Annotated in this window: 19 protein-coding genes and 1 riboswitch; of the genes, 14 read left to right on the top strand and 5 right to left on the bottom strand. The window is 72.1% G+C overall.

Features of this window, described 5'->3' with window-relative positions:
• The first annotated feature begins 19 nt into the window (after positions 1-19).
• The 5 genes from HUT19_RS10755 to HUT19_RS10735 all read left to right on the top strand — a co-directional run bounded on the left by HUT19_RS10755 (position 20) and on the right by HUT19_RS10735 (position 7,491).
• Positions 20-781: an NUDIX domain-containing protein gene (locus HUT19_RS10755; RefSeq protein ID WP_176180251.1), complete on the top strand. Its 762-nt coding sequence runs from the start codon at positions 20-22 to the stop codon at positions 779-781.
• Positions 782-927: 146 nt separating this feature from the next.
• Positions 928-3,114: an ABC transporter ATP-binding protein gene (locus HUT19_RS10750; protein ID WP_176180250.1), complete on the top strand. Its 2,187-nt coding sequence runs from the start codon at positions 928-930 to the stop codon at positions 3,112-3,114.
• Positions 3,115-3,309: 195 nt separating this feature from the next.
• Complete coding sequence (locus HUT19_RS10745; protein WP_303331753.1) at positions 3,310-4,260, top strand: FadR/GntR family transcriptional regulator; 951 nt, start codon at positions 3,310-3,312, stop codon at positions 4,258-4,260.
• A gap of 625 nt (positions 4,261-4,885) precedes the next feature.
• The gene (locus tag HUT19_RS10740; protein WP_176180248.1) at positions 4,886-6,463 is read left to right on the top strand and encodes an RNA polymerase sigma factor; all 1,578 of its coding nucleotides are present in this window, start codon (positions 4,886-4,888) and stop codon (positions 6,461-6,463) included.
• A 197-nt stretch (positions 6,464-6,660) separates the two neighbouring features.
• Positions 6,661-7,491, top strand: a complete 831-nt coding sequence (locus tag HUT19_RS10735) for a trypsin-like serine protease (protein ID WP_176180247.1) — start codon at positions 6,661-6,663, stop codon at positions 7,489-7,491.
• A gap of 104 nt (positions 7,492-7,595) precedes the next feature.
• On the opposite strand, the gene HUT19_RS10730 is transcribed toward HUT19_RS10735, so the two are convergent.
• Entirely contained in the window at positions 7,596-7,826 is a 231-nt protein-coding gene (locus HUT19_RS10730) for a hypothetical protein (RefSeq protein WP_176180246.1), read from the bottom strand.
• A gap of 441 nt (positions 7,827-8,267) precedes the next feature.
• Here HUT19_RS10730 and HUT19_RS10725 point away from each other — a divergent pair, with 441 nt between their 5' ends.
• The 6 genes from HUT19_RS10725 (at position 8,268) to HUT19_RS10700 (ending at position 15,256) form a co-directional block, all read left to right on the top strand.
• Entirely contained in the window at positions 8,268-10,391 is a 2,124-nt protein-coding gene (locus tag HUT19_RS10725; RefSeq protein ID WP_176180245.1) for a type IIA DNA topoisomerase subunit B, read from the top strand.
• Between the two features lie 169 nt (positions 10,392-10,560).
• Positions 10,561-11,061 (top strand): DUF1453 domain-containing protein, encoded by a 501-nt coding sequence (locus tag HUT19_RS10720; protein ID WP_176180244.1) that lies wholly within the window; start codon positions 10,561-10,563, stop codon positions 11,059-11,061.
• Entirely contained in the window at positions 11,058-12,212 is a 1,155-nt protein-coding gene (locus tag HUT19_RS10715) for a sensor histidine kinase (RefSeq protein ID WP_176180243.1), read from the top strand. Before HUT19_RS10720 ends, HUT19_RS10715 begins: the two co-directional genes overlap by 4 nt.
• 133 nt (positions 12,213-12,345) lie before the next feature.
• Positions 12,346-13,095, top strand: a complete 750-nt coding sequence (locus HUT19_RS10710) for a response regulator transcription factor (protein WP_303331748.1) — start codon at positions 12,346-12,348, stop codon at positions 13,093-13,095.
• Between the two features lie 110 nt (positions 13,096-13,205).
• Positions 13,206-13,652, top strand: coding sequence for a DUF485 domain-containing protein (locus HUT19_RS10705; protein WP_176186742.1), 447 nt, complete (start codon positions 13,206-13,208; stop codon positions 13,650-13,652).
• Complete coding sequence (locus HUT19_RS10700; protein ID WP_176180242.1) at positions 13,649-15,256, top strand: cation acetate symporter; 1,608 nt, start codon at positions 13,649-13,651, stop codon at positions 15,254-15,256. The genes HUT19_RS10705 and HUT19_RS10700 overlap by 4 nt, the downstream gene beginning before the upstream one ends.
• A gap of 22 nt (positions 15,257-15,278) precedes the next feature.
• On the opposite strand, the gene HUT19_RS10695 is transcribed toward HUT19_RS10700, so the two are convergent.
• The 3 genes from HUT19_RS10695 to HUT19_RS10685 all read right to left on the bottom strand — a co-directional run bounded on the left by HUT19_RS10695 (position 15,279) and on the right by HUT19_RS10685 (position 18,787).
• On the bottom strand, positions 15,279-15,980 hold the full coding sequence (locus tag HUT19_RS10695; protein ID WP_176180241.1) for a response regulator: 702 nt from the start codon (positions 15,978-15,980) through the stop codon (positions 15,279-15,281).
• Positions 15,977-17,653, bottom strand: coding sequence for a sensor histidine kinase (locus HUT19_RS10690; protein WP_176180240.1), 1,677 nt, complete (start codon positions 17,651-17,653; stop codon positions 15,977-15,979). Before HUT19_RS10690 ends, HUT19_RS10695 begins: the two co-directional genes overlap by 4 nt.
• 117 nt (positions 17,654-17,770) lie before the next feature.
• Positions 17,771-18,787 (bottom strand): sucrase ferredoxin, encoded by a 1,017-nt coding sequence (locus HUT19_RS10685; protein WP_176180239.1) that lies wholly within the window; start codon positions 18,785-18,787, stop codon positions 17,771-17,773.
• Between the two features lie 192 nt (positions 18,788-18,979).
• Here HUT19_RS10685 and HUT19_RS10680 point away from each other — a divergent pair, with 192 nt between their 5' ends.
• Positions 18,980-19,387, top strand: a complete 408-nt coding sequence (locus HUT19_RS10680; RefSeq protein ID WP_176180238.1) for a sel1 repeat family protein — start codon at positions 18,980-18,982, stop codon at positions 19,385-19,387.
• Positions 19,388-19,543: 156 nt separating this feature from the next.
• Here the strand turns inward: HUT19_RS10680 and HUT19_RS10675 are convergent, their stop codons facing one another.
• Positions 19,544-21,997, bottom strand: a complete 2,454-nt coding sequence (locus HUT19_RS10675) for a DNA topoisomerase (ATP-hydrolyzing) subunit A (RefSeq protein ID WP_176180237.1) — start codon at positions 21,995-21,997, stop codon at positions 19,544-19,546.
• Between the two features lie 282 nt (positions 21,998-22,279).
• On the opposite strand from HUT19_RS10675, the gene HUT19_RS10670 reads away from it, so the two are divergent.
• Both HUT19_RS10670 and HUT19_RS10665 read left to right on the top strand, forming a co-directional pair.
• Entirely contained in the window at positions 22,280-23,656 is a 1,377-nt protein-coding gene (locus tag HUT19_RS10670; RefSeq protein ID WP_176180236.1) for a pitrilysin family protein, read from the top strand.
• Positions 23,657-23,676: 20 nt separating this feature from the next.
• A complete protein-coding gene (locus tag HUT19_RS10665) occupies positions 23,677-25,059 on the top strand; it encodes a pitrilysin family protein (protein WP_176186740.1) in 1,383 nt (460 codons plus the stop codon).
• Positions 25,060-25,275: 216 nt separating this feature from the next.
• A riboswitch (cyclic di-AMP (ydaO/yuaA leader) is annotated at positions 25,276-25,438 on the top strand.
• The last annotated feature ends 12 nt before the right edge of the window (positions 25,439-25,450 follow it).

Below are 25,450 nucleotides of genomic sequence, written 5' to 3'. Positions count from 1 at the left end.
AGACGACTATGATCGCGTTATGCCCTACGACCCGTCGGCCTTCCCGGCATTCGCCGTCACCGTGGATCTGGTCGTGCTCACCGTGCGGCGGCACGCGCTGTGTGCGCTGGCCGTCCGTCGCGGAGAGCCGCCCTTCAAGGGGCGGTGGGCGCTCCCGGGGGGATTTGTGCGGGCCGACGAGGACTTGGCCGCGGCGGCGGCCAGGGAGCTGGCCGAGGAGACCGGACTGCTCGCCCATGACCCGGCTCTCCCGGCCCCGCCGAACGCCGCCCATCTCGAGCAACTCGCCACCTACGGGGATCCGAAGCGAGACCCCAGGATGCGCGTGGTCAGCGTCGCGCATCTCGCCCTCGCCCCCGATCTGCCCGCCCCCCGGCCCGGAGGGGACGCGCACAGCGTGCGCTGGGCCCCGGTCGAGTCGCTTCTCGACCAGGAGGGAGCGTTCGGCCGCGACGGCGAGCTGGCGGCACCGCTCGCCTTCGACCATGCCCGGATCCTCGCGGACGGAGTTGAGCGCGCCCGCTCCAAGATCGAGTACTCCTCTCTGGCCACGGCCTTCTGCCCTCAGGAGTTCACGGTCGGTGAGCTGCGCCGGGTCTACGAGGCGGTGTGGGGCGTCGCCCTGGACCCGCGCAACTTCCACCGCAAGGTCACCGGCACCCCCGGCTTCCTGGTGCCCACGGGGGGAACGACCACCCGTCAGGGCGGCCGACCCGCCCAGCTGTTCCGGGCCGGAGGCGCCACGCTCCTCAATCCGCCCATGCTCCGTCCCGAGGTGTGATGGATGGGACGGGTGTGACGGGTGTGACACGACGACTCGTCAGAGGGTGAGGTTCCGGCTAAATAGGACATAGCGGGTTACCGTGCTCCGGTACGTCACCAGTCCCCACGTGCCACCGAGCGGTTCGACGCCCCGCGGGAGAAGCAATGATCCAGGCCACCGGACTGACCAGCACCCCCCGCCGCAACCACCCGCCCGTCATCGACGATCTCACCTTCGAGGCCCCACCGGGCCGGGTCACCGTCCTGCTCGGCGGCTCCGGCGCGGGGAAGACCAGTGCGCTGCGACTGCTGCTGCAGCTCGACCGAGGCCATGGCTCCGTCTTCTTCCGGGGCCGGCCTCTGCACCGCATCCGGCGCCCGGCCCGCGAGATCGGCGTTCTGCTCGAGGATGTCCCAGGCCACCCCGGCCGCACCGCGCGCAGCCATCTGAGGATGCTCGGAGCCGCCGTCGGGGTGCCCGCCTCCCGTGCCGATGTGGTGCTCGATGTGGTCGGCCTCACCGACCTGGCCGATGAGCGCATCGGGGATCTCGCCGCCGGGATGGAGCGTCGCCTCGGCATCGCCACCGCGCTTCTCGGGGACCCGCACACCCTCATCCTCGACAACCCCGCGCGGGGACTCTCCGCCCGCGAGACCGCCTGGCTCCATGGGCTGCTGCGCGGATTCGCCGCACAGGGCGGTGCCGTCCTCGTCACCTCCGACGATCCCGAGGGTGTCATCCGCCTCGCCGACCGGGTGCTGACCCTGGAGGGCGGGCGGCTGGTCGCCGATCAGCCGGTCGAGGAGTTCGCCCGTACCCGGCTGCGCCCCCGTGTTGTGGTCCGCTCCCCGCTCGCCGGACGGCTCGCCGCCGTCCTCGAGGACGAGGCCCATGCCATCCGGCAGGCGGCCGAGGCGGAAGCGGCCGCCGAGGCCGCAGCCAGGGCGGCACTCCCGGCCGAGGCCGACGAGGCTGCCGAGGCCGTCAAGGCGGGTGGCTCCGCGGCCGGTGGCACGAAGACCGATGATGCCAAGGGCGCCAAGGGCGGTATCAAGGGCGAGAAGGCACCCGGGTCGAAGTCCAGGTTCAGATTCCGATTTCGCACCAGGGGGGCCGCGAAGGCAAAGGCGCGGCCCGAGCTCGCCGCTGCGGCCTCGGGGGCCACCCCGGCCGCGGCAACCACAGCTGCCACCACCTCCACCGCATCCACGGTGACCCCTGCCGCGGCCGTGCCCACGGCCACCACCACGGAGATCGGGACCGTCGCAGCCGATGGCGCCGTCAGCCATGACGGCAAGGGGATCTCCGGCCAGGCCGGAGCCGCGGCCGAGGTCGACACCGAGCTTGAGGGGACGACGGTGCTCGCCGACCCGTTCTCCGTGGTGCGGGACGACGAAATCCACATCTCGGTCTACGGCCTCCCCACCGCCTCCGTCGGGGAGGCCGCCTACCGTCACGGCATCGTGGTGCACCGGCTGGGTGAGGAAACCGCCGACATGGGGCCGACAACCTCCGCGGGCGTCCGCGCCCGCGACCCCGAGGCGCCGCCGCCCCGTTTCCTGCCCCGGCTCCGTCTCCCCGGCCCGGCTTGGCCGATGCGCTACGAGCTGCGCCGCGCCACCGGCGTACGCACCGGCTGGATCATCGCCGTCGCGTCGATCGTCACCTCGCTCCTGGCCTCCGTGCTGCTCGCCCGCGCGGGCATCACCGGTGAACTGCACCGGGTCACCGGCTGGCCGGCCGACCTTCCGCTGCCTCCCGTCGCCATCGCCGCGGGACTCCTCGGCGCACTCGCCTTCGGAGAGGAGTTCCGCTATCCGGCGCTGGCCCCCGCCCATGACACCGTGCCGCGTCGGCTCGGGCTGCTGTCCGCGAAGTTCGTGGTCTGCGCCGCCGGGGCGATCCTGCTGTCGGTCGGCGTTGTTGTCCTGGACAGCGCGGCCCTCCTGCTCCTCGTCGGCGGTGACGCCGTTCCGCTGCCGGGCGACTGGCCCGAGCTGACCGCCAGTCTCGTCGGGCTCACCGTCGGTTCCTCCTGGGCCGGGCTGCTCGCCGCCGGTGTCTTCCGTTCCACGGCGCTCGGACTGGCCACCCTGCTCGCCGTGCCGGTCCTGGCCGTGCCCGTCGTGCAGCGGGTGATGCAGGAGCCCGAGCTGCGCTCGCTGGCCATGCTGCCGCACCGGCTGCGCGCCGCCGCGCTCGAACGTCCGACCTCCGAATTCGACCGCATGTTCGCAGTCCTGATGCGGCTCGCGGGCCAGCCTGTGGGCCAGGCGCTGATGCTGTCGGTGGCCGTCCTGCTGTGCGCGTATGCCCTCACCGGGTTGCGCGGCAGAAGTACGCGCCAGTAGTGCGCCGTGGGCCGGTCGACCGGCCCACGCTCCGGCGCCCGGTCACCGGTCGCCTCCGTGCAGCGGCGCCCCGCCGGACCAGGTCGGGGGCCGTTTCGCAGGTCCATCGCGTGAAGTGCTCGCAACTCCCCGAAGGGTGCTGCTTTCTGTCCGATTGAGCGTCAATTATGAGGTAATGGGCGATCACCCTTTCGTGTGCTTTTCACCAAAGACCTCAAGGGTCTTCGGAGCGTCGCCGACAAAGGATGCGTGAGTACCCTTGCGCACACCACGATGACCGCGGCTCGTCCCGCCGACTCCGGCCTGGCCGGCTCGGGCGAGCTTGACCGCTACTCCTACGCCGACGCCCCCGGCGCCGACCGCGGCAGCGCTCCCTCATGGGACGGCGCCGACGCGGAGATCGGACGGGTGGGCCGACGCGCGGCCGGCAACCGGGGCCGTGGGCTGCACGGCCAACTCGTCCAGCAGCTGGGCCAGATGATCGTTTCCGGCGACCTGGGCGCGGACCGCCCCCTCGTCCCCGAGGAGATCGGCCAGCGCTTCGAGGTCTCCCGCACCGTCGTACGGGAATCGCTGCGTGTCCTCGAGGCCAAGGGCCTGGTCAGCGCCCGCCCCAATGTGGGCACCCGGGTCCGCCCGGTCAGCGACTGGAACCTCCTCGACCCGGACATCATCGAGTGGCGCGCCTTCGGCCCGCAGCGCGACGACCAGCGCCGTGAGCTGTGCGAGCTGCGCTGGACCATCGAGCCGCTGGCCGCCCGTCTCGCCGCGGGCCACGGCCGTGAGGACGTCCAGCAGCGGCTCGCCGACATGGCCGAGATCATGGGCCATGCGCTGACCCAGGGCGACACCCTCACCTTCTCCCGCGCCGACGCCGAGTTCCACGCCCTGCTGCTCCAGGTCGGGGGCAACCGGATGCTGGAGCACCTGGCGGGGATCGTCAGCGCCGCCCTGCATGTCTCCGGCGCGCCCAGCACCGGCTGTGAGCGCCTCACCGAGGCGAGCGTCGGCCACCACCGCCGGATCGTCGAGGCGGTCGGCGCGGGTGACGCCGCGGCGGCCGAGTCGGCGATGCGTCAACTGCTGACCGTCCACCCGGACCTCGATCATGCCGACGTCGGAGTGCCCGCACCGCGCGAGCACTGACCTCGCGGCGCGTTCCGCGTGCCTGCGGTGCGTCGCGCGTCCGCCGGACGCGCCGCTCGCTCCGTGCGGCGCCGGAGAGGCGTGGCGGGCCGGGTGAGCGGGTGGACATGCGCGGCGTCCGGAAGCCGCAGGGCGGGCGGCGGGCGCGGATGCGCGGTGGACGTACGGCGTACGGTGTCGGATGCCGGGCGGATCATGGGCGGCGAGCGAAGGGTCCGGCGGGCGGGCGAGGGCTCGGTGAGCGCTGTACGGCGCACGAGAGCGGCGTCGCCGGATCCCGCGTCGCGGGTTCGGCGGCGCGGCGCGGCGGGGTGCGACCCGAGGGATTCCGGCGATTGTGCGACGCCGTGCGGATTCCGTATGTGATCAACTCGGAGTTATCTGTCCGGTTGGGTGGGTATTAATCCCGTTATGGGGTGTGACTCGGGCCACGACGATTGGGCGTAACGCTCTTTGGGGCAGCGCGATGATTAAAGAGGTGGCAGCCGCGGAGGGAATACGGATGTCGCTCGCGACGCTGTACTCCTCCGCACTCCGCCCGCGCCGTCGGTTCATCCCTGCCGGCGGTCGTCGGCTCCCGTCCTCATAGGGCGGAGCCGGAAGCCGTTTCCAACGTTCCGAGAGGTTGTTCGTGTCGGCCAGCACATCCCGTACGCTCCCGCCGGAGATCGCCGAGTCCGAGTCTGTGATGGCGCTCATCGAGCGGGGAAAGGCTGAGGGGCAGATCGCCGGCGATGACGTGCGTCGGGCCTTCGAGGCTGACCAGATTCCGCCAACCCAGTGGAAGAACGTACTGCGCAGCCTCAACCAGGTCCTCGACGAGGAGGGTGTGACGCTGATGGTCAGTGCCGCAGAAGCGCCCAAGCGCACCCGCAAGAGCGTCGCAGCGAAGAGCCCGGCGAAGCGCACGGCCACTAAATCCGTCGCGGCCAAGGCGGTCACCGCCAAGAAGGCCCCCGCCGCTCCGGCCGCCTCCGCGGTCGAGGCAGACGCGAGCGCCGACGAGCCCGCCGCGGCCCCCGCGAAGAAGGCCGCCGCGAAGAAGACCCCGGCGAAGAAGACCGCGGCCAAGAAGACCACCGCGGCGAAGAAGACCACCGCGGCCAAGAAGACCGCCGCCAAGAAGGACGCCACCGACGAGCTCCTCGAGGGCGAGGAAGTGATGGAGGAGGCGCCGCCGACCGGTAAGCCCGGCGGCCCCGAGGGCGCCGAGGGCGAGCCCGAGAACCAGGGCTTCGTGCTCTCCGACGAGGACGAGGACGACGCCCCCGCGCAGCAGGTCGCGGCGGCCGGTGCCACCGCCGACCCGGTCAAGGACTACCTCAAGCAGATCGGCAAGGTCCCGCTGCTCAACGCCGAGCAGGAGGTCGAGCTCGCCAAGCGCATCGAGGCGGGTCTGTTCGCCGAGGACAAGCTGGCCAACTCGGACAAGCTCGCCCCCAAGCTCAAGCGTGAGCTGGAGATCATCGCCGAGGACGGCCGCCGCGCCAAGAACCACCTGCTGGAGGCCAACCTTCGACTGGTGGTCTCGCTGGCCAAGCGCTACACCGGCCGCGGCATGCTCTTCCTGGACCTGATCCAGGAGGGCAACCTCGGTCTGATCCGCGCCGTCGAGAAGTTCGACTACACCAAGGGCTACAAGTTCTCCACGTACGCCACCTGGTGGATCCGTCAGGCGATCACCCGGGCCATGGCCGACCAGGCCCGCACCATCCGTATCCCGGTGCACATGGTCGAGGTCATCAACAAGCTCGCGCGCGTCCAGCGCCAGATGCTCCAGGACCTGGGCCGTGAGCCCACCCCGGAGGAGCTGGCCAAGGAGCTCGACATGACCCCCGAGAAGGTCATCGAGGTCCAGAAGTACGGCCGTGAGCCGATCTCCCTGCACACCCCGCTGGGCGAGGACGGCGACAGCGAGTTCGGTGACCTCATCGAGGACTCCGAGGCCGTGGTCCCGGCCGACGCCGTCAGCTTCACGCTGCTGCAGGAGCAGCTCCACTCGGTGCTCGACACTCTCAGCGAGCGCGAGGCGGGCGTGGTCTCCATGCGCTTCGGTCTCACCGACGGTCAGCCGAAGACACTCGACGAGATCGGCAAGGTCTACGGCGTGACGCGTGAGCGCATTCGCCAGATCGAGTCCAAGACGATGTCGAAGCTGCGTCACCCGTCCCGCTCCCAGGTGCTCCGCGACTACCTGGACTGATCCATCCGCGGCCGGAAGCGACCGCGGCGGCCGAAACGGCACAGACACGAAGGCCGGACCCCGAGAACGGGGTCCGGCCTTCGTGTTGCGTCCGGCCGGATCCCCTCGCCCCCCCGCATGGCCCATCGCCGGATGCGCTCCCCGCCACACCGGGTGACGCTGAGTGTGCGCCACGTTCCGTACGGTCAGGAGGCTGCATGCGTAGGTCGCTCCGCTCACTCCTCGCCGTTCTCGCGGTTCCGCTCGCCGCCGCTCTTGCCCTGGTGCTGGTCGCCCCGGCCCCGGCGACCGCCGACCGCGGGGTGGTGGGCGGCCAGCCGGTCCATACGATCGAGGCGCCGTGGGTGGTCGCCCTGTCCAGTCGTGAGGTGTTCGGTGCTGCCCGCTCAGGCCAGTTCTGTGGCGGGGCCGTGGTGGGCCCCACGACGGTCCTCACGGCGGCCCACTGTCTGAGCCGGGCGGTGCTCGGCCGGAACTGGCGGGAGGTGCCGGATCTGCGCGTGCTCGTCGGGCGCAACGATCTGCGGGGGAGTGCCGGGGTGGAGTTCCCGGCGGGTCGGGTGTGGGTGAATCCCGCGTACGAGGGCGACGACCGGGCCGGTGATGTCGCGGTGATCACCCTGAGTCGTCCGCTGCCGCCCGCCTACGTCCTTCCCATGGCTCAGCGCGGCGATCTCGCCTACCAGCCCGGTACCCGGGCGGCGGTGTACGGCTGGGGTGATACGGAGGGCAACGGCAGCTATGCCTCGACGCTGCGGATGGCCACCGTCCGGGTGCTGGAGGACGCGACCTGTGAGGCCGCGTATCCCGGCACCGCGGAGGGTGACTACCAGGCGGATTCAATGATCTGCGCTGGGCTGCCGCGCGGCGGGCACGACGCCTGCCAGGGGGACAGCGGCGGGCCGCTGGTGGCCGGAGGACGGCTGGTGGGGCTGGTGTCCTGGGGGAGCGGCTGTGCGGTGGCGGGCCGGCCCGGGGTCTACACGAGGATCTCGGCGGTGGCGCCGCTGGTGGCCGCCCATGGTTGACGGGCCCGTGACACGAGCGCGGGCGGCCGCCCCCGGTGTGGGGGCGAGCCGCCCGAGATCCGGCCCTGGGCCGGCGTCGCTCGTCGTCGTGGTGGGGCGAAGCGTCAGCGTTCGTCTTCGGACGCGGACGCCGGAACGGCGGTCAGCCGCTCGGTCTCGTCCTGTATCTCAGCGGCGATCTTCTTGAGTTCCGGCTCGAACTTGCGCCCGTGATGGGCACAGAAGAGCAGTTCACCGCCGCTCATCAGGACGACGCGCAGATAAGCCTGGGCGCCGCAGCGGTCGCAGCGGTCAGCGGCCGTCAGCGGGCTCGCGGGGGTCAGAACAGTAGTCACGTCGCCTCTTCTCTAGCTCGACGAGCTGTCGTACCAGGGTCAACATCCAACCAGCCCGATATCGTTCCCGCTCGTGGCTTTTTCCCAAAACTTGCTTCTGAGTAGGCCGGATGGTGACGGTTGGCGGCGAATGAGCCGTATTGCGATGGTTTACAGATTCACGTCGTTTGGTCGGTTATGTCCAACCGGCTGGGTTGCCGGTTGTTCATGAGGACGTGCCCGGAGCCTAAATGGTTCATGCCTGAAAGGGAACGTGATGTGTGCGTCACTCCGACGGGCGATCGAACGTACGAGCGAAACAGGTGTTGTCTCGACTAGCATGGACGTTTCACGGGTGGCGGCACAGAGGCTCTATCAAGCCTCGGTACCCTCTGACGGGCGACCCAGCCACCACCGTGCCCACAGCCGGGCCAACCAGAAATTCAGCGAGGAGCGAACCGCGTGACCGCCGACACGTCCGTGCCGTCCACTGCGCTGCTGACCGGAGCAGACCGGGGCGGCTCCAACTACACCGCGCGGCACCTTCTCGTCCTCGAGGGCCTCGAGGCCGTGCGCAAGCGCCCCGGTATGTACATCGGCTCCACCGACAGCCGGGGCCTGATGCACTGCCTCTGGGAGATCATCGACAACTCGGTGGACGAGGCCCTCGGCGGCTACTGCGACCGCATCGAGGTGATCCTCCACGACGACGGCTCCGTGGAGGTCCGGGACAACGGCCGCGGCATCCCGGTCGACGTCGAGCCGAAGACCGGGCTGTCCGGCGTCGAGGTCGTGATGACCAAGCTGCACGCCGGCGGCAAGTTCGGCGGCGGCGCGTACGCGGCCTCCGGCGGTCTGCACGGCGTCGGCGCCTCCGTGGTGAACGCGCTGTCCGGCCGGCTCGACGTCGAGGTGGACCTCAACGGCAAGACCCACTCGATCAGCTTCCGCCGCGGTGTCCCCGGAATCTTCACCGAATCCGGCCCCGACGCGCCTTTCGACCCCTCCAGCGGCCTCCTCAAGGGCAAGCGGGTCCCCAAGACCCGCACCGGCACCCGCATCCGCTACTGGGCGGACCGGCAGATCTTCCTCAAGGACGCCAAGCTCTCCCTGGACACGCTGTACGCCCGCGCCCGCCAGACCGCCTTCCTGGTGCCCGGCCTCACCCTGGTCGTCCGGGACGAGCGCGGTCTCGACGGCGAGACGGGGCCGGTCGAGGAGACGTTCCGCTACGACGGCGGCATCAGCGAGTTCTGCGAGTACCTCGCCCAGGACAAGGGCGTCTGCGATGTGCTGCGCCTCTCCGGCCAGGGCACCTTCAAGGAGACCGTGCCGGTCCTCGACGAGCGCGGCCATATGACGCCCACCGAGGTCACCCGCGAGCTCGGCGTCGACATCGCGCTGCGCTGGGGCACCGGCTACGACAGCACCGTCAAGTCCTTCGTCAACATCATCGCCACCCCCAAGGGCGGCACCCATGTCTCCGGCTTCGAGCGCTCGGTCACCAAGACCGTCAACGAGGCGCTGCGCGTCACCAAGACACTGCGCGTCGCCGAGGACGACGTCGTCAAGGACGACGCCATGGAGGGCCTGACGGCGGTGGTGACCGTCCGGCTCGCGGAGCCGCAGTTCGAGGGCCAGACCAAGGAGGTGCTGGGCACCTCGGCCGCCTCCCGGATCGTGGCCAATGTGGTCTCCAAGGAGCTCAAGGCGTTCCTGACCTCCTCCAAGCGGGACGCCAAGGCGCAGGCCCGCGCCGTCCTGGAGAAGGTCGCCGCCGCGGCCCGCACCCGTATCGCGGCCCGCCAGCACAAGGAGGCGCAGCGCCGCAAGACCGCGCTGGAGTCCTCCTCGCTGCCCGCCAAGCTGGCCGACTGCCGCAGCGACGACGTGGACCGCAGCGAGCTGTTCATCGTCGAGGGGGACTCGGCGCTGGGCACGGCCAAGCTGGCGCGCAACTCGGAGTTCCAGGCGCTGCTGCCGATCCGCGGCAAGATCCTGAACGTTCAGAAGGCGTCGATCTCCGACATGCTGAAGAACGCCGAGTGCGGTGCGATCATCCAGGTGATAGGAGCCGGCTCGGGCCGCACCTTCGACATCGACCAGGCCCGCTACGGCAAGGTGATCTTCCTTGCGGACGCCGATGTCGACGGGGCCCACATCCGCATCCTGCTGCTCACCCTGTTCCAGCGCTATATGCGGCCGATGGTCGAACAGGGCCGGGTCTTCTCGGCCGTTCCGCCGCTGCACCGGGTCGAGCTGGTCAACCCCAAGCGGGGCCAGTCGAAGTACATCTACACCTACTCCGACAACGAGCTCCGGGAGACGCTGCTGGACCTCCAGCGCCGCGGTGTCCGCTACAAGGACGGCATCCAGCGCTACAAGGGTCTCGGTGAGATGGACGCCGACCAGCTCGCGGAGACCACGATGGATCCGCGCCACCGCACCCTGCGGCGCATCAACATCAGCGATCTGGAGGCGGCGGAGCAGGTGTTCGACCTGCTCATGGGCAACGAGGTCGCACCGCGCAAGGAGTTCATCACCAACTCCGCGGCCACTTTGGACCGTTCGCGCATCGACGCCTGATCCGGCGCCTGATCCGGCCCGCGCCTCTCCACCCACGGGTGGAGAGGCGTACGTCATGGGCGGCCTCGTGGGTCCACCCGGGTCCCACCCCGGCTCCGATCCGCGCGGCCCCACCTCATCCGTAGCGTCCCGGGAAGTGGTTGTGTCCCTTCCCCGGAGGCTCTGTGTGATGTCGGGAATCCCCCATGCCGTGGTGATCGCCGCGGTGGTCGTCGTCGTGATCGCCCGTCAGTTCCGGCCGCAGAAGGTGGTCGAGGACACCCGGCGATGGTGGGCGCTGCCGGTCGTCCTCGGCTGGCTGGCGCTGCGTGAGCCGGGACTGATCGACCACCGCCACCAGGCGGCCGCCGTGGCGCTGCTGGTGGGGGATCTGCTCGCCGGTGCGGTCACCGGAGCCGCCTGGGCCTGGACCAGCCGGGTGTGGACGGACGACTCGGGCGCGGTCTGGGCCCGGGGCGGGAAGGTCACGGCGGCGGTGTGGGCCGGTGGACTGGTGCTCCGGCTCGCCCTGGCCGCGGCGGGCGCGCTGGCGGGTGTGCGTCAGGAGAGCGGTTCGATCACGCTGACCCTGGCCGTGTCGCTGCTGCTGAGCAGCGCCGTCGTGATGCTGCGGGCGCACGGTCCGGAGCTGATGACACGTGGCGTGGGGAAGGGCACACTCGGCCGATGAGCGCATGGACACGGTGGCCGTCGTGGCAGGCGCTGTCGGGCCAGGGGCTGCCCCGGATCCGACGGGCGCTCGATGTCTGCGGATGGGCGACCGCCGTGTGCTGGCTGGTCCGGGGGCTCTTCCAGGACGAGGCCCTGCCGGGCTGGGAACGGGCGGTGCTGATCGGCACCCTGGCCGGATGCACGGCCGCCATGTTCGCGTTCCGCCGGGTCACCGTGGACCACCGGCTGCTGCCCGCCCTGGCGCTGGTGGCCCTGCTGATCGGCGCGGCGGCCGGAATGCGGACGGCCGGGGCCGACCACCCGGCGGACGTGGTGTGGGGCGCCTCCGCGATCCTCGCGATGGAGCGGCTGCCGCTGCTCGCGGGGGTGGGCTGCGGGGTCACCGCGATGGGCTCCTCCGTGCTCACCAGCGCCGAACCGTCGCTGAGCGGTGTCATCACCGGCGCCGGTCTGCTGCTGATCGGCTATACGCTCCGCCTGGACGACGAGGCCCGGGGCAGCGGCTACCGGCTGCTCGCCCAGGAGCGGGCCGCCCGGCGGGCCGAGGCGGAGACGGCGGCGCTGGCCGAACGGACCCGGATCGCCCGGGAGATCCACGACGTGCTGGCGCACAGCCTGTCCGCCCAACTCGTCCACCTGGAAGCGGCGCGGCTGCTGATCGAGCGCGGTGAGGACTCCGCGAAGGTCCTGGAACGCGTGGTGGCCGCACGGGGAATGGCCCGCGAGGGGCTCACCGAGACCCGGCAGGCGCTGTCGGCGCTGCGCGGTGAGATGGTGCCGGTCGAGGACTTCCTGCGGGACTCCGCGGCGGCGGAGGGGGCCGGGTTCGCGACCGAGGGGGAGCGGAGGCGGCTGAGCGCGGAGGCGGGGCTCGCGGTGCGTCGGGTCGCGCAGGAGGCGCTGACGAACGTCCGCAAGCACGCGCCGGGCGCGCGGGTGCGGCTGCGGCTGGTCTACGGGGCGCGCGAGGTCGCGCTCGAGGTGAGCGACGACGGCGCGGGCCGGGCACCAGCCGGCGCCCAACTGGCCGCCACCGGCTCCGGGTACGGTCTGCTGGGGATGCGCGAGCGTGCCGCCCTCCTCGGCGGCAGCCTGGAGGCGGGGCCGGCGGGGGAGGGGTTCACGGTGCGGCTGAGGGTGCCGCTGTGAGCGACGGTACGAGACTGCCAGGGGGCGCGTGGAGTACGGGAGGTCTGGTGTCGCGTGACCGCAGAAGCCGACGGGCACGCGTGCCCGCGGCTGCGCGCCGGGCGGCCGTGGCGACGGACGGGATGGTGGGGGCGTGACGGACGACGGCAGCGGAGGGACGCCGCCGGTGACCGCACGGGTGGTGGTGGCTGACGACCAGACCGTGGTGCGCGAGGGGATCGTGATGCTGCTGGGGCTCCTCCCCGGTATCGAGGTCGTCGGATCCGCCGGTGACGGCGAGGAGGCGCTGCGGCTCGTCGCCGAACGCGCCCCGGACGTCGTCCTGATGGATCTGCGGATGCCGCGCTGCGACGGTGTCGAGGCCACCCGCCGGGTATGTGCCGCCTACCCGGACACCCAGGTCGTCGTGCTGACCACCTACGCCGACGACGACTCGCTCTTCCCCGCGCTGCGCGCGGGTGCCCGCGGCTATCTCACCAAGGACGCCGACGCGGACGAGATCCTGCGGGCCGTCCGGGACGTGATGTCCGGGGACGCCGGGCTGTCCCCGAAGGTGCAGCGGCTGCTGCTGGATCGGCTCACCGAACGGGACGGACCCGCCCCCGCCGCGCCCCGGAGGCCCGGCGGCGCCCCGAGTACGCCCGCAGCACTGCCCGACGGGCTCACCCCGCGGGAGGCGGAGGTCCTGGCGCTGGTCGCGGAGGGGCTCTCGAACGCGGAGATCGCGCGCGGTCTGCACGTCGCCCCCGCGACCGTGAAGACGCACATCAACAACCTCTTCTCCAAGACCGGGGTACGCGACCGGGCGCAGGCCGTCCGCTACGCCTACCGCTACGGCATCGCCCGGCCACCGGGGGACAGTTCCGATGCGTTCGTCACCTGAGTCACCTGATGGGGTGAACGTCCGGTATTGAAGGGTCAGGGATCTTCCGGATCTGCCCATCCTTGGGCACGCGGCCAATGCGGCAGTGAGCAAGGAGTGTTCGGGTGGACATGCACAACGCGCGCGATACGGGAGCGGCCCGGCTGGACGATCCCTGGTACGACGCGCTCGCGTCCGGCTGGGGAGAGCCGGACGACGGGGACAGCAGACCGCGGCGGGCGAGCCCGCCCGCCGCGGAGGAGGTCTACACGGAGGTGCACGGCAGCGCCGCGTTCCAGGAAGTGCGGAGGCGCTACCGCCGGTTCGTGTTCCCCGCGGCCGCCGCGTTCCTCCTCTGGTATCTGGTCTATGTCGTCGCGGCGACCACGGCCCCCGATCTGATGGCCCGCCCCGTGGTCGGCGTCCTCAATGTCGCGATGGTCGCCGGACTGGCCCAGTTCGCCACCACCTTCCTCCTCACCTGGGCGTATGCCCGACACGCCCGGCTGCGCCGGGACCGGGTCGCGCTGGAACTGCGCTGGGTGACCCAGGAGATGATGCGGGGGCACGGGCGGTGACCGGCAATCAGCAGAGCCTGGCGCTGCTGCTCTTCGGCGTCTTCGTGGCCGGCACGCTCGGGATCACCACCTGGGCGGGCCGCAGACGTCATGGCTCACCCGAGGAGTTCTACGCGGGCGGACGGCTGTTCTCGCCCATGGAGAACGGCTTCGCGATCGCCGGTGACTACATGTCGGCCGCTTCCTTCCTCGGTATTTCGGGGCTGATCGCGCTCTTCGGCTACGACGGGGTGCTCTACTGCGTCGGCTTCTTCGTGGCCTGGCTGGTGGTGCTCCTCCTGGTGGCCGAACTGGTCCGCAACTGCGGCCGGTTCACCCTGGCCGACGTACTGGCCGCCCGGATGCGCGAGCGCCCGGTCCGGATCGCCGCGGGCGTCTCGTCCGTCACGGTCTGCGTGCTCTATCTCGTCGCCCAGATGGTCGGCGCGGGCAGTCTGGTCGCCCTGCTGCTCGGCGAGACCGGTGCCCACGCCCGCACCTGGACGGTCATCGGTGTCGGCACCCTGATGGTGGTCTTCGTGACGCTCGGCGGTATGCGCGCCACGACCTGGATCCAGATCATCAAGGCCGTACTGCTGATGGGCGGGGCGATCGCGCTGACCGTCCTCGTGCTCGTCCGCTTCCAGGGCGACATCGACGCGCTGCTGAGCTCGGCGGCGCGCCACAGCGGGCACGGCGCCGACTTCCTGGCCCCCGGCCTCAAGTACGGCGGCGACTGGACCGCGCGGCTGGACTTCGTGAGCCTGGGGCTGGCCCTGGTGCTGGGCACCGCCGGGCTGCCGCACATCCTCTCGCGCTTCTACACGGTCCCCACCGCCCGGGCCGCACGGCGCTCGGTCATCTGGTCCATCGGCCTGATCGGCGGCTTCTACCTGATGACGATCGTGCTCGGCTTCGGCGCGGCCGCGGTGCTGGGCACCGACGCCGTACGGTCCTCCAACGCGGCCGGGAACACGGCCGTTCCGCTGCTCGCGCTGGACCTCGGCGGCGGCGCCGGGTCGACCGGGGGGACGGTGCTGTTCGCGGTCGTCGCCGCGGTCGCGTTCGCCACCATCCTGGCCGTCGTCGCGGGTATCACCCTCGCCTCCTCGGCCTCCGTCGCCCATGACCTCTACGCCTCGCTGAGCCGCCGGGCGGACCGCACCCCGCGCAGCGAGGTCGCGGTCGCGCGGCTCGCCGCGGTGGGGATCGGGGCGGCGGCGATCGGCCTCGGACTGCTCGTCCAGGACCTCAATGTGGCTTTCCTGGTGGGGCTGGCCTTTGCCGCCGCCGCGTCCGCAAACCTTCCGGTGCTGCTGTATTCGCTGTTCTGGCGGCGGTTCACCACCCGGGGGGCGGTGTGGTCGGTCTACGGGGGTCTGGTTCCGGCGGTGGTGCTGGTGGTGCTGTCCCCGGTCGTCTCCGGCGGTCCGGGCGCGATCTTCCCCGGGGTGGACTTCCATGTCTTCCCGCTGGAGAACCCGGGCCTGGTCTCCGTGCCGCTCGGCTTTCTCGCGGGCTGGATCGGCACGGTCACCTCAGGCGCGGCCGTGGACACCGCCGGGCACGCGGCCAAGCACGCGGAGACGGAGGTCCGGGCGCTCACCGGGGCGGGAGCCGCCTGATGCCACAGCGCGGGCAGTCCGCTCAGACCCACACATAGCGGTGCTCGGGGCGGCCGGTCTCGCCGTACTTGAGGCTGAGCCGCACCCGGCCCGTACGCTCCAGCAGCTTCAGATAGCGCTGTGCGGTCTGCCGGCTCAGCGCCGACCGCTCGGCGACCTCCTGGGCCGACAGCGGTCCTTCGGCGCCGCGCAGCACCTCGCGGACGAGATCGGCGGTGAGCGCGGAGTGGCCCTTCGGCAGCTCCGCGGGGCCGGCCGAGGCACCGCCCAGCGCGCCGAAGATCCGGTCCACCTGGTCCTGTCCGGCCTCGCCGCCGCCCTCCAGCGCACGGCGCAGCGCCGCGTACCCCGCCAGCTTGGCGCGCAGTCCGGCGAAGGTGAAGGGTTTGACCAGGTACTGGAGCGCGCCGTGACGCATGGCCGCCTGGACGGTCCCGATGTCGCGGGCGGCGGTCACCATGATGATGTCGGTGTGGTGGCCGAGCTGGCGCAGCCGCCCCACCAGCGCGAGCCCCGTCTCGTCCGGCAGATAGTGGTCCAGCAGCACCAGGTCGGCGTGGCCGCGCTCCAGGAAGTCCAGCGCCTCGGCGGCCGAGTGCGCCGATCCGGCCACGTGGAAGCCCGCCACCTTGCCGACGTAGGCCGCGTTCACCCGGGCCACGCGCACATCGTCGTCCACGACCAGTACCTCGATGGGCGCGGGCGGTCCGGGTCTGTCGTTCATCGTGGCTCTCCTGTCGCGGTCAGCGGTGCCCCGCCCGGTTCCTCGGCCAGCGCCTCGGGGAGGACAACGGTGAACTCCGCGCCCCCGCCCGCGCGGTCGGACACCTGTGCGCTGCCGCCCTGGCGTTCGGCGAGGCGGCGCACCAGGGCCAGACCGATACCGCGCTTCCCGTGCGCGGGCGGCTCCTTCGTCGACCAGCCCTCGGTGAAGACCAGGTCGCGACGGTCGGCGGGGACACCGGGGCCGGTGTCGGAGACGCGCAGGAGCACCGTACGCGTGCGGTCGTCCGCGCACAGCGCCACCTCGACCCGCGGTTCGCGCGAGCCGACGGCCGCGTCCAGGGCGTTGTCGATGAGGTTGCCGACGATCGTCACCAGGCCCGGCGGATCCACCAGCCGGTCCGGCAGCAGGGTGTCGTCGGCGAGGGCCAGGGAGACCCCGCGCTCGGTGGCGACGGTGGCCTTGCCCACCAGGAGGGCGGCGAGCAGCGGGTCGTGTACCCGCTCGGTGACCTGCTCGGCGGTGGCGCGGTGCACCCCGACCGCCTCGGTGATGAACTCCGTCGCCTCCTCGTGCAGCCCCAGCTCCAGCAGGCCCAGGAGGGTGTGCATCCGGTTGGCGTGCTCGTGGTCCTGGGCGCGCAGGGCGTCGATCAGCCCGCGGGTGCCGTCCAGTTCGCGGCCCAGCCGCTCCAGCTCGGTGCGGTCGCGGAGGGTGGCCACGGCGCCGCCGTCGTCCGTCGGCATCCGGTTGGCGACCAGGACCCGTCCGCCGGAGACGGTCAGCAGATCGGCGCCGGTGACCCGCCCGGTGAGCACATCGGTCGTACGGCCCGGTGGCAGTACCGCCTCCAGCGGCTGCCCGGTGTCCTCGGTACGCAGCTCCAGCAGCCGCTGCGCCTCGTCGTTCAGCAGCCGGATACGGCCGCGCGCGTCGAGGGCGACAACACCCTCTCGGATGCCGTGCAGCATCGCCTCGCGCTCGGCGAGCAGCGCCGAGATATCGGAGAAGGCCAGGTCATGGGTGCGCCGCTGGAGTCTGCGGGAGACCAGATACGCCGCGAGGGCACCGACGGCGAGCGCCCCGCCCGCGTACGCGAGCATCCCGGGCACCGCGCCGACCAGCCGCCCGCGCACCGTCTCGTACGCGATGCCGACCGATACGGCGCCCACGATGCGGCCGTCCGCGTCGCGCAGCGGCACCTTGCCGCGTGCGGAGCGGCCGAGGGTGCCCTGGTCGATCTGCATGACGTCCCGGCCCGCGAGGGCCTCGCTGGGGTCGGTGGAGACATGCCTGCCGATCTCGCGCGGGGAGGTGTGCGACCAGCGGACCCCGTGCCGGTCCATGATCACGACGTACTCGGCACCGGTCGCCCGGCGGATCCGCTCCGCCTCGGTCTGCACCGGGCCGCCAGGGGAGGGGCGGGTGTGCTGGAGCTCCTCGGCCAGCCGCGGCCGGGCGGCCGTGGTCTGCGCGATGGCGAGGGCACGGCGCATGGCCTGGTCGTCCAGCTGCGAGCCGAGCGGGGCGAGGAAGAGGCCGGTCGCGAGCACGGTGACGCCCGTGGCGATGGCCAGCTGCATCAGCAGGACCTGGGAGAAGACGCGTCGGGGCCATCCGATGCGCCACCTGATGGCCGCGAGCCGCGGCCGCGGCGGTATCGCGGCGCTCATGGCAACGAAGGGTAACCAAGGGCGCGGGGGCGGGGTCCATGGCCGCCCGGCGGAGAGGGGCGCGGGGCCAGGCCCTGTCCGGTGGATCGGATCGGCCGGGGGCCCGGGGTGACCGGGTCAGCGGCGGCCCGCGGGCACCGGCCGGGGAGCGTGGGCCGCGGTGGTCCGGGTCGCACGGATGCCGACGACCTCCATCCGGGCCGGGGAGCCCAGCGCGGAACCGCAGCTCTCCGGGCGGGGCGGGGCGGAGGCGACCTGGGCGACGCTCACCCGCCACGCCCGGCCGTCGCGGTGCACGACGGTCACGGACCAGGTGGGGGCCGCGCCCTCGGTCCGCGCCACCGTGAGCGCCTCCGTGCCGTCCTCGCCGGTGATGGCGCGGACGGCCAGCTCGGCCGCCTGCCCCGGCCGCTCCCAGGCGGAGCGGCCACGGCAGCCCTCGAGGACGACGCGGCCGCCGCGCAGCGCCTCGAGGGCGTTCCGCACGCTCCGCGCGGTGGCGCGCCCGTAGGTGTAGCCGTGCGGCAGGACGACAAGCGTCGGGGAGAAGCGGTGGCCGCCGATGTGGGTGACCTCCCAGGTGCCGTCGACGCCGGCGGCGACGAGCTCGGCGGCGAGGGGACGGCCCAGGAGGGCGCAGCAGCGGTCCCGCTTGCCGTTGGTGCAGACGAGCACCAGCGGATCGCCGGTGTACTCCTCCCACTGCCCGGGGGCGTCCTGGGCGGTGTGCCGGCCGGAGGGTTCGCCGTCGTCCGGTGCCGCCAGCGTCAGACCGGCCGGGTCACCGGCGCCCAGCGCCGCGAAGTCGAGGGCGCGCAGCCGTCCTGGGTCGTTGAGGGCGGTGGTGCGGATCCAGGAGCGGCCGGGCCGGGTGTGGGAGACGAACACCCGGTGCCGCGCACCGGTGTGCAGATCGGCGTGGCGGCCGGGGCGGCGGATGAGCGCGACCCGTACGCCGGTGTCCTTGGCCGCGCGCTCCAGCGCGCGGCCCACGGCCGGGTCGAGATGACTCGCCGTGAGGGCCTCGGTGCCCCACGGACCGGGTTGTTCGACCAGCAGCCAGGTGGGGGCGGTGGCCGCCGTCCCGGCGAGCGGCTCGGACAGGTCCCGGGAGGCAGTCGCGCACGTGCTCACGAAGGTAAGCCTAACCTCTCTCGATCGACCTGGCGCGCCGGAGTGGGACAGGGAGCACCACATGAGCCGGATCGTGCCTCCTGCGCCCCACAGCCGGACGATGACGGTCCGTATTCAGCGCCGTGCACGCGGTTCCGCGATGCGGAAGCGAACGGGAGAATGGCGGCTACGGGGGCGGGGAGGGGGCTTGGGATGAGCGGTTTATGGGCGCGGTGGCGCGAGCGCCGGGGGAGACGCGGGGGACGACGGGGGCTGGATCCCGCCCTGAAGTCGATGGTGCGGGCGGCCTACCGCGACGGGCGGCCCCTTCCCGAGCCGCTCGCCCGCAAGGCGGCGCACGCCGGTGATCCACAGGGCATGACGGTCTACGGCATCGGGCTCGGCAACCGGGGCGCGTACGCCGAGGCGGTGCACTGGCTGGGCAAGGCGGTCGCCGCGGGGGACACCTCGGCGATGGTGGTCCTCGGCACGCTGCAGATGGATCTGGGCAATCTGGGCGAGGCGGAGCGGCACTTCCGCAGGGCCGCCGACCGCGGACACTCCGGCGCCCGCGTCGCCCTCCAGCAGCTCCGCGCCCGCCGCAACGGCAGCGGCCACTGAGCCGCACCACGTCGCTGAGGCAGCCGCACGGGGCGGGTCGCCACCCCTCCGCACGCGCGGGGGCGCGGCACCCCGTGGTGCCGCGCCCCCGCGTCCAGCGTTCCGCGGTGCCGCGCGCCCCCGCCCGCTTCAGCGGCCGGTGGCCCGCCGCCCGGCTCACACGGGCCCGGCCACCACCGCCACCGGCTTCGCCAGCGGGATGCCCGAGCCGTCCCGGCGCGGGTCCGGGTCGGGCAGTGTCGCCGCGGCTCCGGTGGCCGTCGCGGCGCGGGCCGGGGTGGCACCCGCCCAGGCCAGGACGAGACAGTCCTCACCCTTCAGGAACCGCTGGCAGCGCACCCCGCCCGTCGCCCGGCCCTTGCGCGGGTACTGGTCGAACGGGGTCAGCTTGGCCGACTGCTGCACCGAGTCGTCGAGCGTGCCGTGTGCGCCCGCCACCGTGAACACCACCGCGTCCGCCGCCGGGTCCACGGCCGTGAACGAGATCACCTTCGCGCCGGAGCCCAGCTTGATGCCCGCCATACCACCCGCCGGGCGGCCCTGCGGCCGCACCTGGCTCGCCTGATAACGCAGCAGCTGGGCGTCGTCGGTGATGAAGACCAGGTCCTCCTCGCCGGTGCGCAGCTCCACCGCGCCCACGATCCGGTCGCCGTCCCGGAGCCCGATGACCTCCAGCTCCTCCTTGTGGGCCGGATAGTCGGGGACCACGCGCTTGACGACGCCCTGCTCCGTGCCGATCGCGAGCCCCGGTGAGGACTCGTCGAGGGTGGTGAGGCAGATCAGCTCCTCGCCCTCCTCCAGGGTCAGGAACTCCGCGATCGGCGCCCCGCCCGCCAGGTTGGGGGGCCCGGCCTTCTCGGGGAGGATCGGCAGGTCGATCACCGACAGCCGCAGCAGCCGCCCGGTGGAGGTCACCGCGCCCACATCGGCGCGGGCCGTGGCCGGGACCGCCGAGACGATCACATCGTGCTTGGCGCGCTTGGCCTGTCCCTCGACCGGGAACGGCTCTCCGTTCGCGGTGCGGGCCAGCAGGCCGGTGGAGGACAGCAGCACCCGGCACGGGTCGTCCGCGACCTCCAGTGGCACCGCGGTGACCGGCGCGTTCGACGACTCCAGCAGCACCGTCCGCCGGGGGGTGCCGAACTTCTTGGCCACCTGGGCCAGTTCGGAGGAGACCAGCTTGCGCAGCTCGGCGTCGGAGTCCAGGATCCGGGTCAGCTCCTCGATCTCCGCCTTGAGCCGGTCACGCTCCGACTCCAGCTCGATACGGTCGAACTTGGTCAGGCGCCGAAGCGGGGTGTCCAGGATGTACTGCGTCTGGATCTCGGAGAGTTCAAAGCGCGACATGAGGGCTTCCTTGGCCTGCGCCGCGTTGTCGCTGGAGCGGATCAGCCGGATGACCTCGTCGATGTCGAGCAGGGCGACCAGGAGACCCTCGACCAGGTGCAGCCGGTCGCGCCGCTTGCCGCGCCGGAACTCGCTGCGCCGCCGCACGACCTCGAAGCGGTGGTCGAGATAGACCTCCAGCAGCTCCTTGAGCCCCAGGGTGAGCGGCTGGCCGTCCACCAGCGCCACATTGTTGATACCGAAGGACTCCTCCATCGGCGTGAGCTTGTAGAGCTGCTCCAGCACGGCTTCGGGGTTGAAGCCGTTCTTCACCTCGATCACCAGCCGCAGGCCGTGCTGGCGGTCGGTGAGGTCCTTGACGTCCGCGATGCCCTGGAGTTTCTTCGAGCCGACCAGGTCCTTGATCTTCGAGATGACCTTCTCGGGGCCCACGGTGAAGGGCAGTTCGGTGACGACCAGCCCCTTGCGGCGGGCGGTCACGTCCTCCACCGCCACCGTGGCGCGGATCTTGAAGGTACCGCGGCCGTTCTCATAGGCGTCCCGGACGCCGCCGAGACCCACGATCCGGCCGCCGGTCGGCAGGTCGGGGCCGGGCACGAACCGCATCAGCGTGTCCAGATCGGCGCCCGGGTGCTTGATCAGATGGCGGGCGGCGGCGATCACCTCGCCCAGATTGTGCGGGGCCATATTGGTCGCCATACCGACCGCGATTCCGGACGTGCCGTTGACCAGCAGGTTCGGATAGGCGGCGGGCAGGGTGACCGGCTCCTGCTCACTGCCGTCGTAGTTCGGTGCGAAGTCGACCGTGTCCTCGTCGATGGACTCGGTCATCAGCGAGGTGGCCGAGGCCATCCGGCACTCGGTGTAGCGCATCGCCGCGGGCGGGTCGTCATTGCCCAGCGAGCCGAAGTTCCCGTGGCCGTCGACCATCGGCAGCCGCATCGAGAACGGCTGCGCCATGCGCACCAGCGCGTCGTAGATCGAGGCGTCGCCGTGCGGGTGGAGCTTTCCCATCACCTCGCCCACGACGCGGGCGCACTTCACGAAGCCGCGCTCGGGGCGCAGCCCCATCTCGTTCATCTGGTAGAGGATGCGGCGGTGCACGGGCTTGAGCCCGTCGCGGGCGTCGGGCAGCGCACGCGAATAGATGACCGAGTAGGCGTACTCAAGGAAGGAGCCCTGCATCTCGTCGACGACGTCGATGTCGAGGATGCGCTCCTCGAAGTCGTCCGGCGGCGGGGTCTTCGTGCTGCGGCGGGCCATCGCGCGTGCGGCTCCTTCAACTGCCGGGGCGGGATCTGACGGCGTCCATTGTGGCCCGCCCCGCCGACAACTGTGGAACGGGCCATGGACGAGCGTGGCCGCGTCCCCTCCCGCGGCCGCCCGCGGGGCCCCTCCCACAGGGGTCACGGCGGCGGTCCGCGGCACCCTCGCGGGGCGGAACGGGACCGGAACTTCGCCAGATGTCCGTGCGCTTGCATACAGTGACAGGAGCGCTCATCACGCGGCTCGCACCGCCTCCATCACGCGATCGAAGGGACGTACATGCCCATGGGTCACACGGCCACGCAACAGGCCGGCTCCGGCGGCCTGAAAGCGACCGAGCATCGGCTGGCCAACGGACTGCGGGTGGTGCTCTCCGAGGACCACCTGACCCCGGTCGCCGCGATCTGCCTCTGGTACGACGTCGGCTCGCGCCACGAAGTCAAGGGGCGCACGGGCCTGGCTCACCTCTTCGAGCACCTGATGTTCCAGGGCTCGGCCCAGGTGACGGGCAACGGCCACTTCGAGCTGGTGCAGGGCGCCGGCGGCTCGCTCAACGGCACGACCAGCTTCGAGCGCACCAACTACTTCGAGACCATGCCCACCCACCAGGTGGAGCTGGCGCTGTGGCTGGAGGCGGACCGGATGGGGTCCCTCCTGACCGCGCTGGACGAGGAGAGCCTGGAGAACCAGCGGGACGTCGTCAAGAACGAGCGCCGCCAGCGCTACGACAACGTGCCGTACGGCACGGCCTTCGAGAAGCTGGTCGCCATGGCCTACCCCGAGGGCCACCCGTACCACCACACCCCCATCGGCTCGATGGCCGACCTGGACGCGGCCTCCCTGGAGGACGCGCGCGCCTTCTTCCGCACCTACTACGCGCCGAACAACGCGGTGCTGTCGGTCGTCGGCGACATCGACCCCGAGCAGACCCTCGCCTGGGTCGAGAAGTACTTCGGCTCCATCCCCTCCCACGACGGCAAGCGGCCGCCCCGCGACGGCACGCTCCCGGAGGTGATCGGCGAGCAGCTGCGCGAGGTCGTGGAGGAGGAGGTCCCCGCCCGCGCCCTGATGGCCGCCTACCGGCTGCCGCACGACGGCACCCGCGAGGCCGACGCGGCCGACCTGGCGCTGACCGTGCTCGGGGGCGGCGAGTCCTCCCGGCTCCACAACCGCCTGGTGCGCCGCGACCGCACGGCCGTCGCGGCCGGATTCGGGCTGCTGCGGCTGTCGGGCGCGCCCTCGCTCGGCTGGCTGGACGTGAAGACCTCCGGCGGGGTCGAGGTGCCCGCCATCGAGACCGCGGTCGACGAGGAGCTGGCCCGCTTCGCCGAGGAGGGGCCGACCCCGCAGGAGATGGAGCGTGCCCAGGCGCAGATCGAGCGCGAGTGGCTGGACCGGCTGGCCACCGTCGGCGGCCGGGCGGACGAGCTGTGCCGTTTCGCCGTGCTGTTCGGCGATCCGCAGCTGGCGCTGACCGCCGTGGAGCGGGTGCTCGACATCACGCCCGAGGAGGTGCGGGCGGTGGCCGCCGCGCGGCTGCGCCCGGACAACCGCGCCGTGCTGGTCTACGAGCCCGTCCAGGGCGCGGACACCGCTGATGACGCCGCTGATGACGCCGCCGACGACACCGACGCAGAAGGGGAGGCGGCCCAGTGAGCGACGCCGTCACCGCGACCATGACCTTCCACCCGCAGCCCGTCGGCGGGGCCCCCAGGCCGTGGGCCTTCCCGGCCCCCGAGCGCGGTGAGCTGTCCAACGGGCTCACGGTGCTGCGCTGCCACCGCCCCGGCCAGCAGGTCGTGGCCGTCGAGGTCAATCTGGACGCCCCGCTGGACGCCGAGCCCGCCGGGCTCGACGGGGTGGCCACCATCATGGCGCGCGCCCTGTCCGAGGGCACCGACAAGCACGACGCCGAGGAGTTCGCCGCCGAGCTCGAGCGCTGCGGTGCCACCCTGGACGCCCACGCCGACCACCCGGGTGTGCGGGTCTCCCTGGAGGTCCCGGTCTCCCGGTTGCCCAAGGCGCTGGGGCTGCTCGCCGACGCGCTGCGCGCCCCCGCCTTCCCCGACAGCGAGGTCGAGCGGCTGGTGCGGAACCGGCTGGACGAGATCCCGCACGAGCTGGCCAACCCGGCCCGCCGCGCCTCCATGGCACTGTCCAAGGAGCTGTTCCCGGCCGAGTCGCGGATGTCCCGGCCGCGCCAGGGCACCGAGGAGACGGTCGAGGGCATCGACGCCGCGGCCGTGCGCGCCTTCTACGAGGCGCATGTCCGCCCCTCCACCGCGACCGCCGTCGTGGTCGGCGACCTCGGCGGGGTCGACCTCGACCAGGCCCTCGCCGACACCCTCGGCGCCTGGACGGGCGGCACGGCCGCGCCCCGGCAGGTCCCGCCGATCGTGGCCGACGACACCGGTCGGGTGGTGATCGTCGACCGGCCCGGGGCGGTCCAGACCCAGCTGCTGATCGGCCGGATCGGGGCCGACCGCCACGACCGCGTCTGGCCCGCCCAGGTGCTGGGCACCTACTGCCTGGGCGGCACCCTCACCTCCCGGCTCGACCGCGTGCTGCGCGAGGAGAAGGGCTACACCTACGGGGTGCGCTCCTTCTGCCAGGTGCTGCGCTCCACGGCCTCCTCGCCGTCCGGCGGGTCCACCGGTGCCGCGATGCTGGCGATCAGCGGCTCGGTGGCCACCGAGGTCACCGGCCCCGCGCTGGAGGACCTCTGGAAGGTGCTGCGCACCGTGAAGGACGAGGGGCTGACGGACGCCGAGCGCGATGTCGCCGTGCAGAACCTCGTGGGCGTCGCCCCGTTGAAGTACGAGACCGCGGCCGCGGTCGCGGGCACCCTCGCCGACCAGGTCGAGCAGCACCTTCCGGACGACTTCCAGGCGCAGTTGTACGCCCGGCTCGCCGAGGCCGGAACGGTGGAGGCCACCGCCGCCGTGGTGAGCGCCTTCCCGGCGGACCGGCTGGTCACGGTGCTGGTCGGGGACGCCTCGGCGATCGAGGAGCCGGTCCGGGCGCTGGGCATCGGTGAGGTGACCGTCGTCTCGGGCTGACCCCGGCAGGGCCTCCGGCGGTCCGACGGGCCGTCAGCGGAAGGGCCCTGACATCGAGTGCGATGTCAGGGTCCTTCCGAATGCCCGTTTTATAGGAGGGTTGGGTGTTTGGTTTGTGGGGAGGGCAACAAAAATCCGGATCTGTTTGGTGATCGAAAGACGCCCCGTTTAGCGTCAGTCCGGCTGTTCGCCATCTACACGCCGCGCCCGCGGCACGGGCAGTCATCGCCGAGTCCCCGTACGGCGCGAGCCAGGGGAGCCGGGGACCCAATGTCCCCTGGGGTGAATCGGGCGCCTTGTCCTCCGGGGCGAGGGGGCCGTAGGAGACCTTCCTGCTCCGAACCCGTCAGCTAACCCGGTAGGCGAGAAGGAAGGAAAGGAGTGCGCCACA

Origin of the sequence: Streptomyces sp. NA02950 (assembly GCF_013364155.1) — a bacterium.
Lineage (GTDB): Bacteria > Actinomycetota > Actinomycetes > Streptomycetales > Streptomycetaceae > Streptomyces.
Note: the sequence above shows the minus strand (reverse complement) of the source record. Positions and strands in the feature narration are given on the sequence as shown.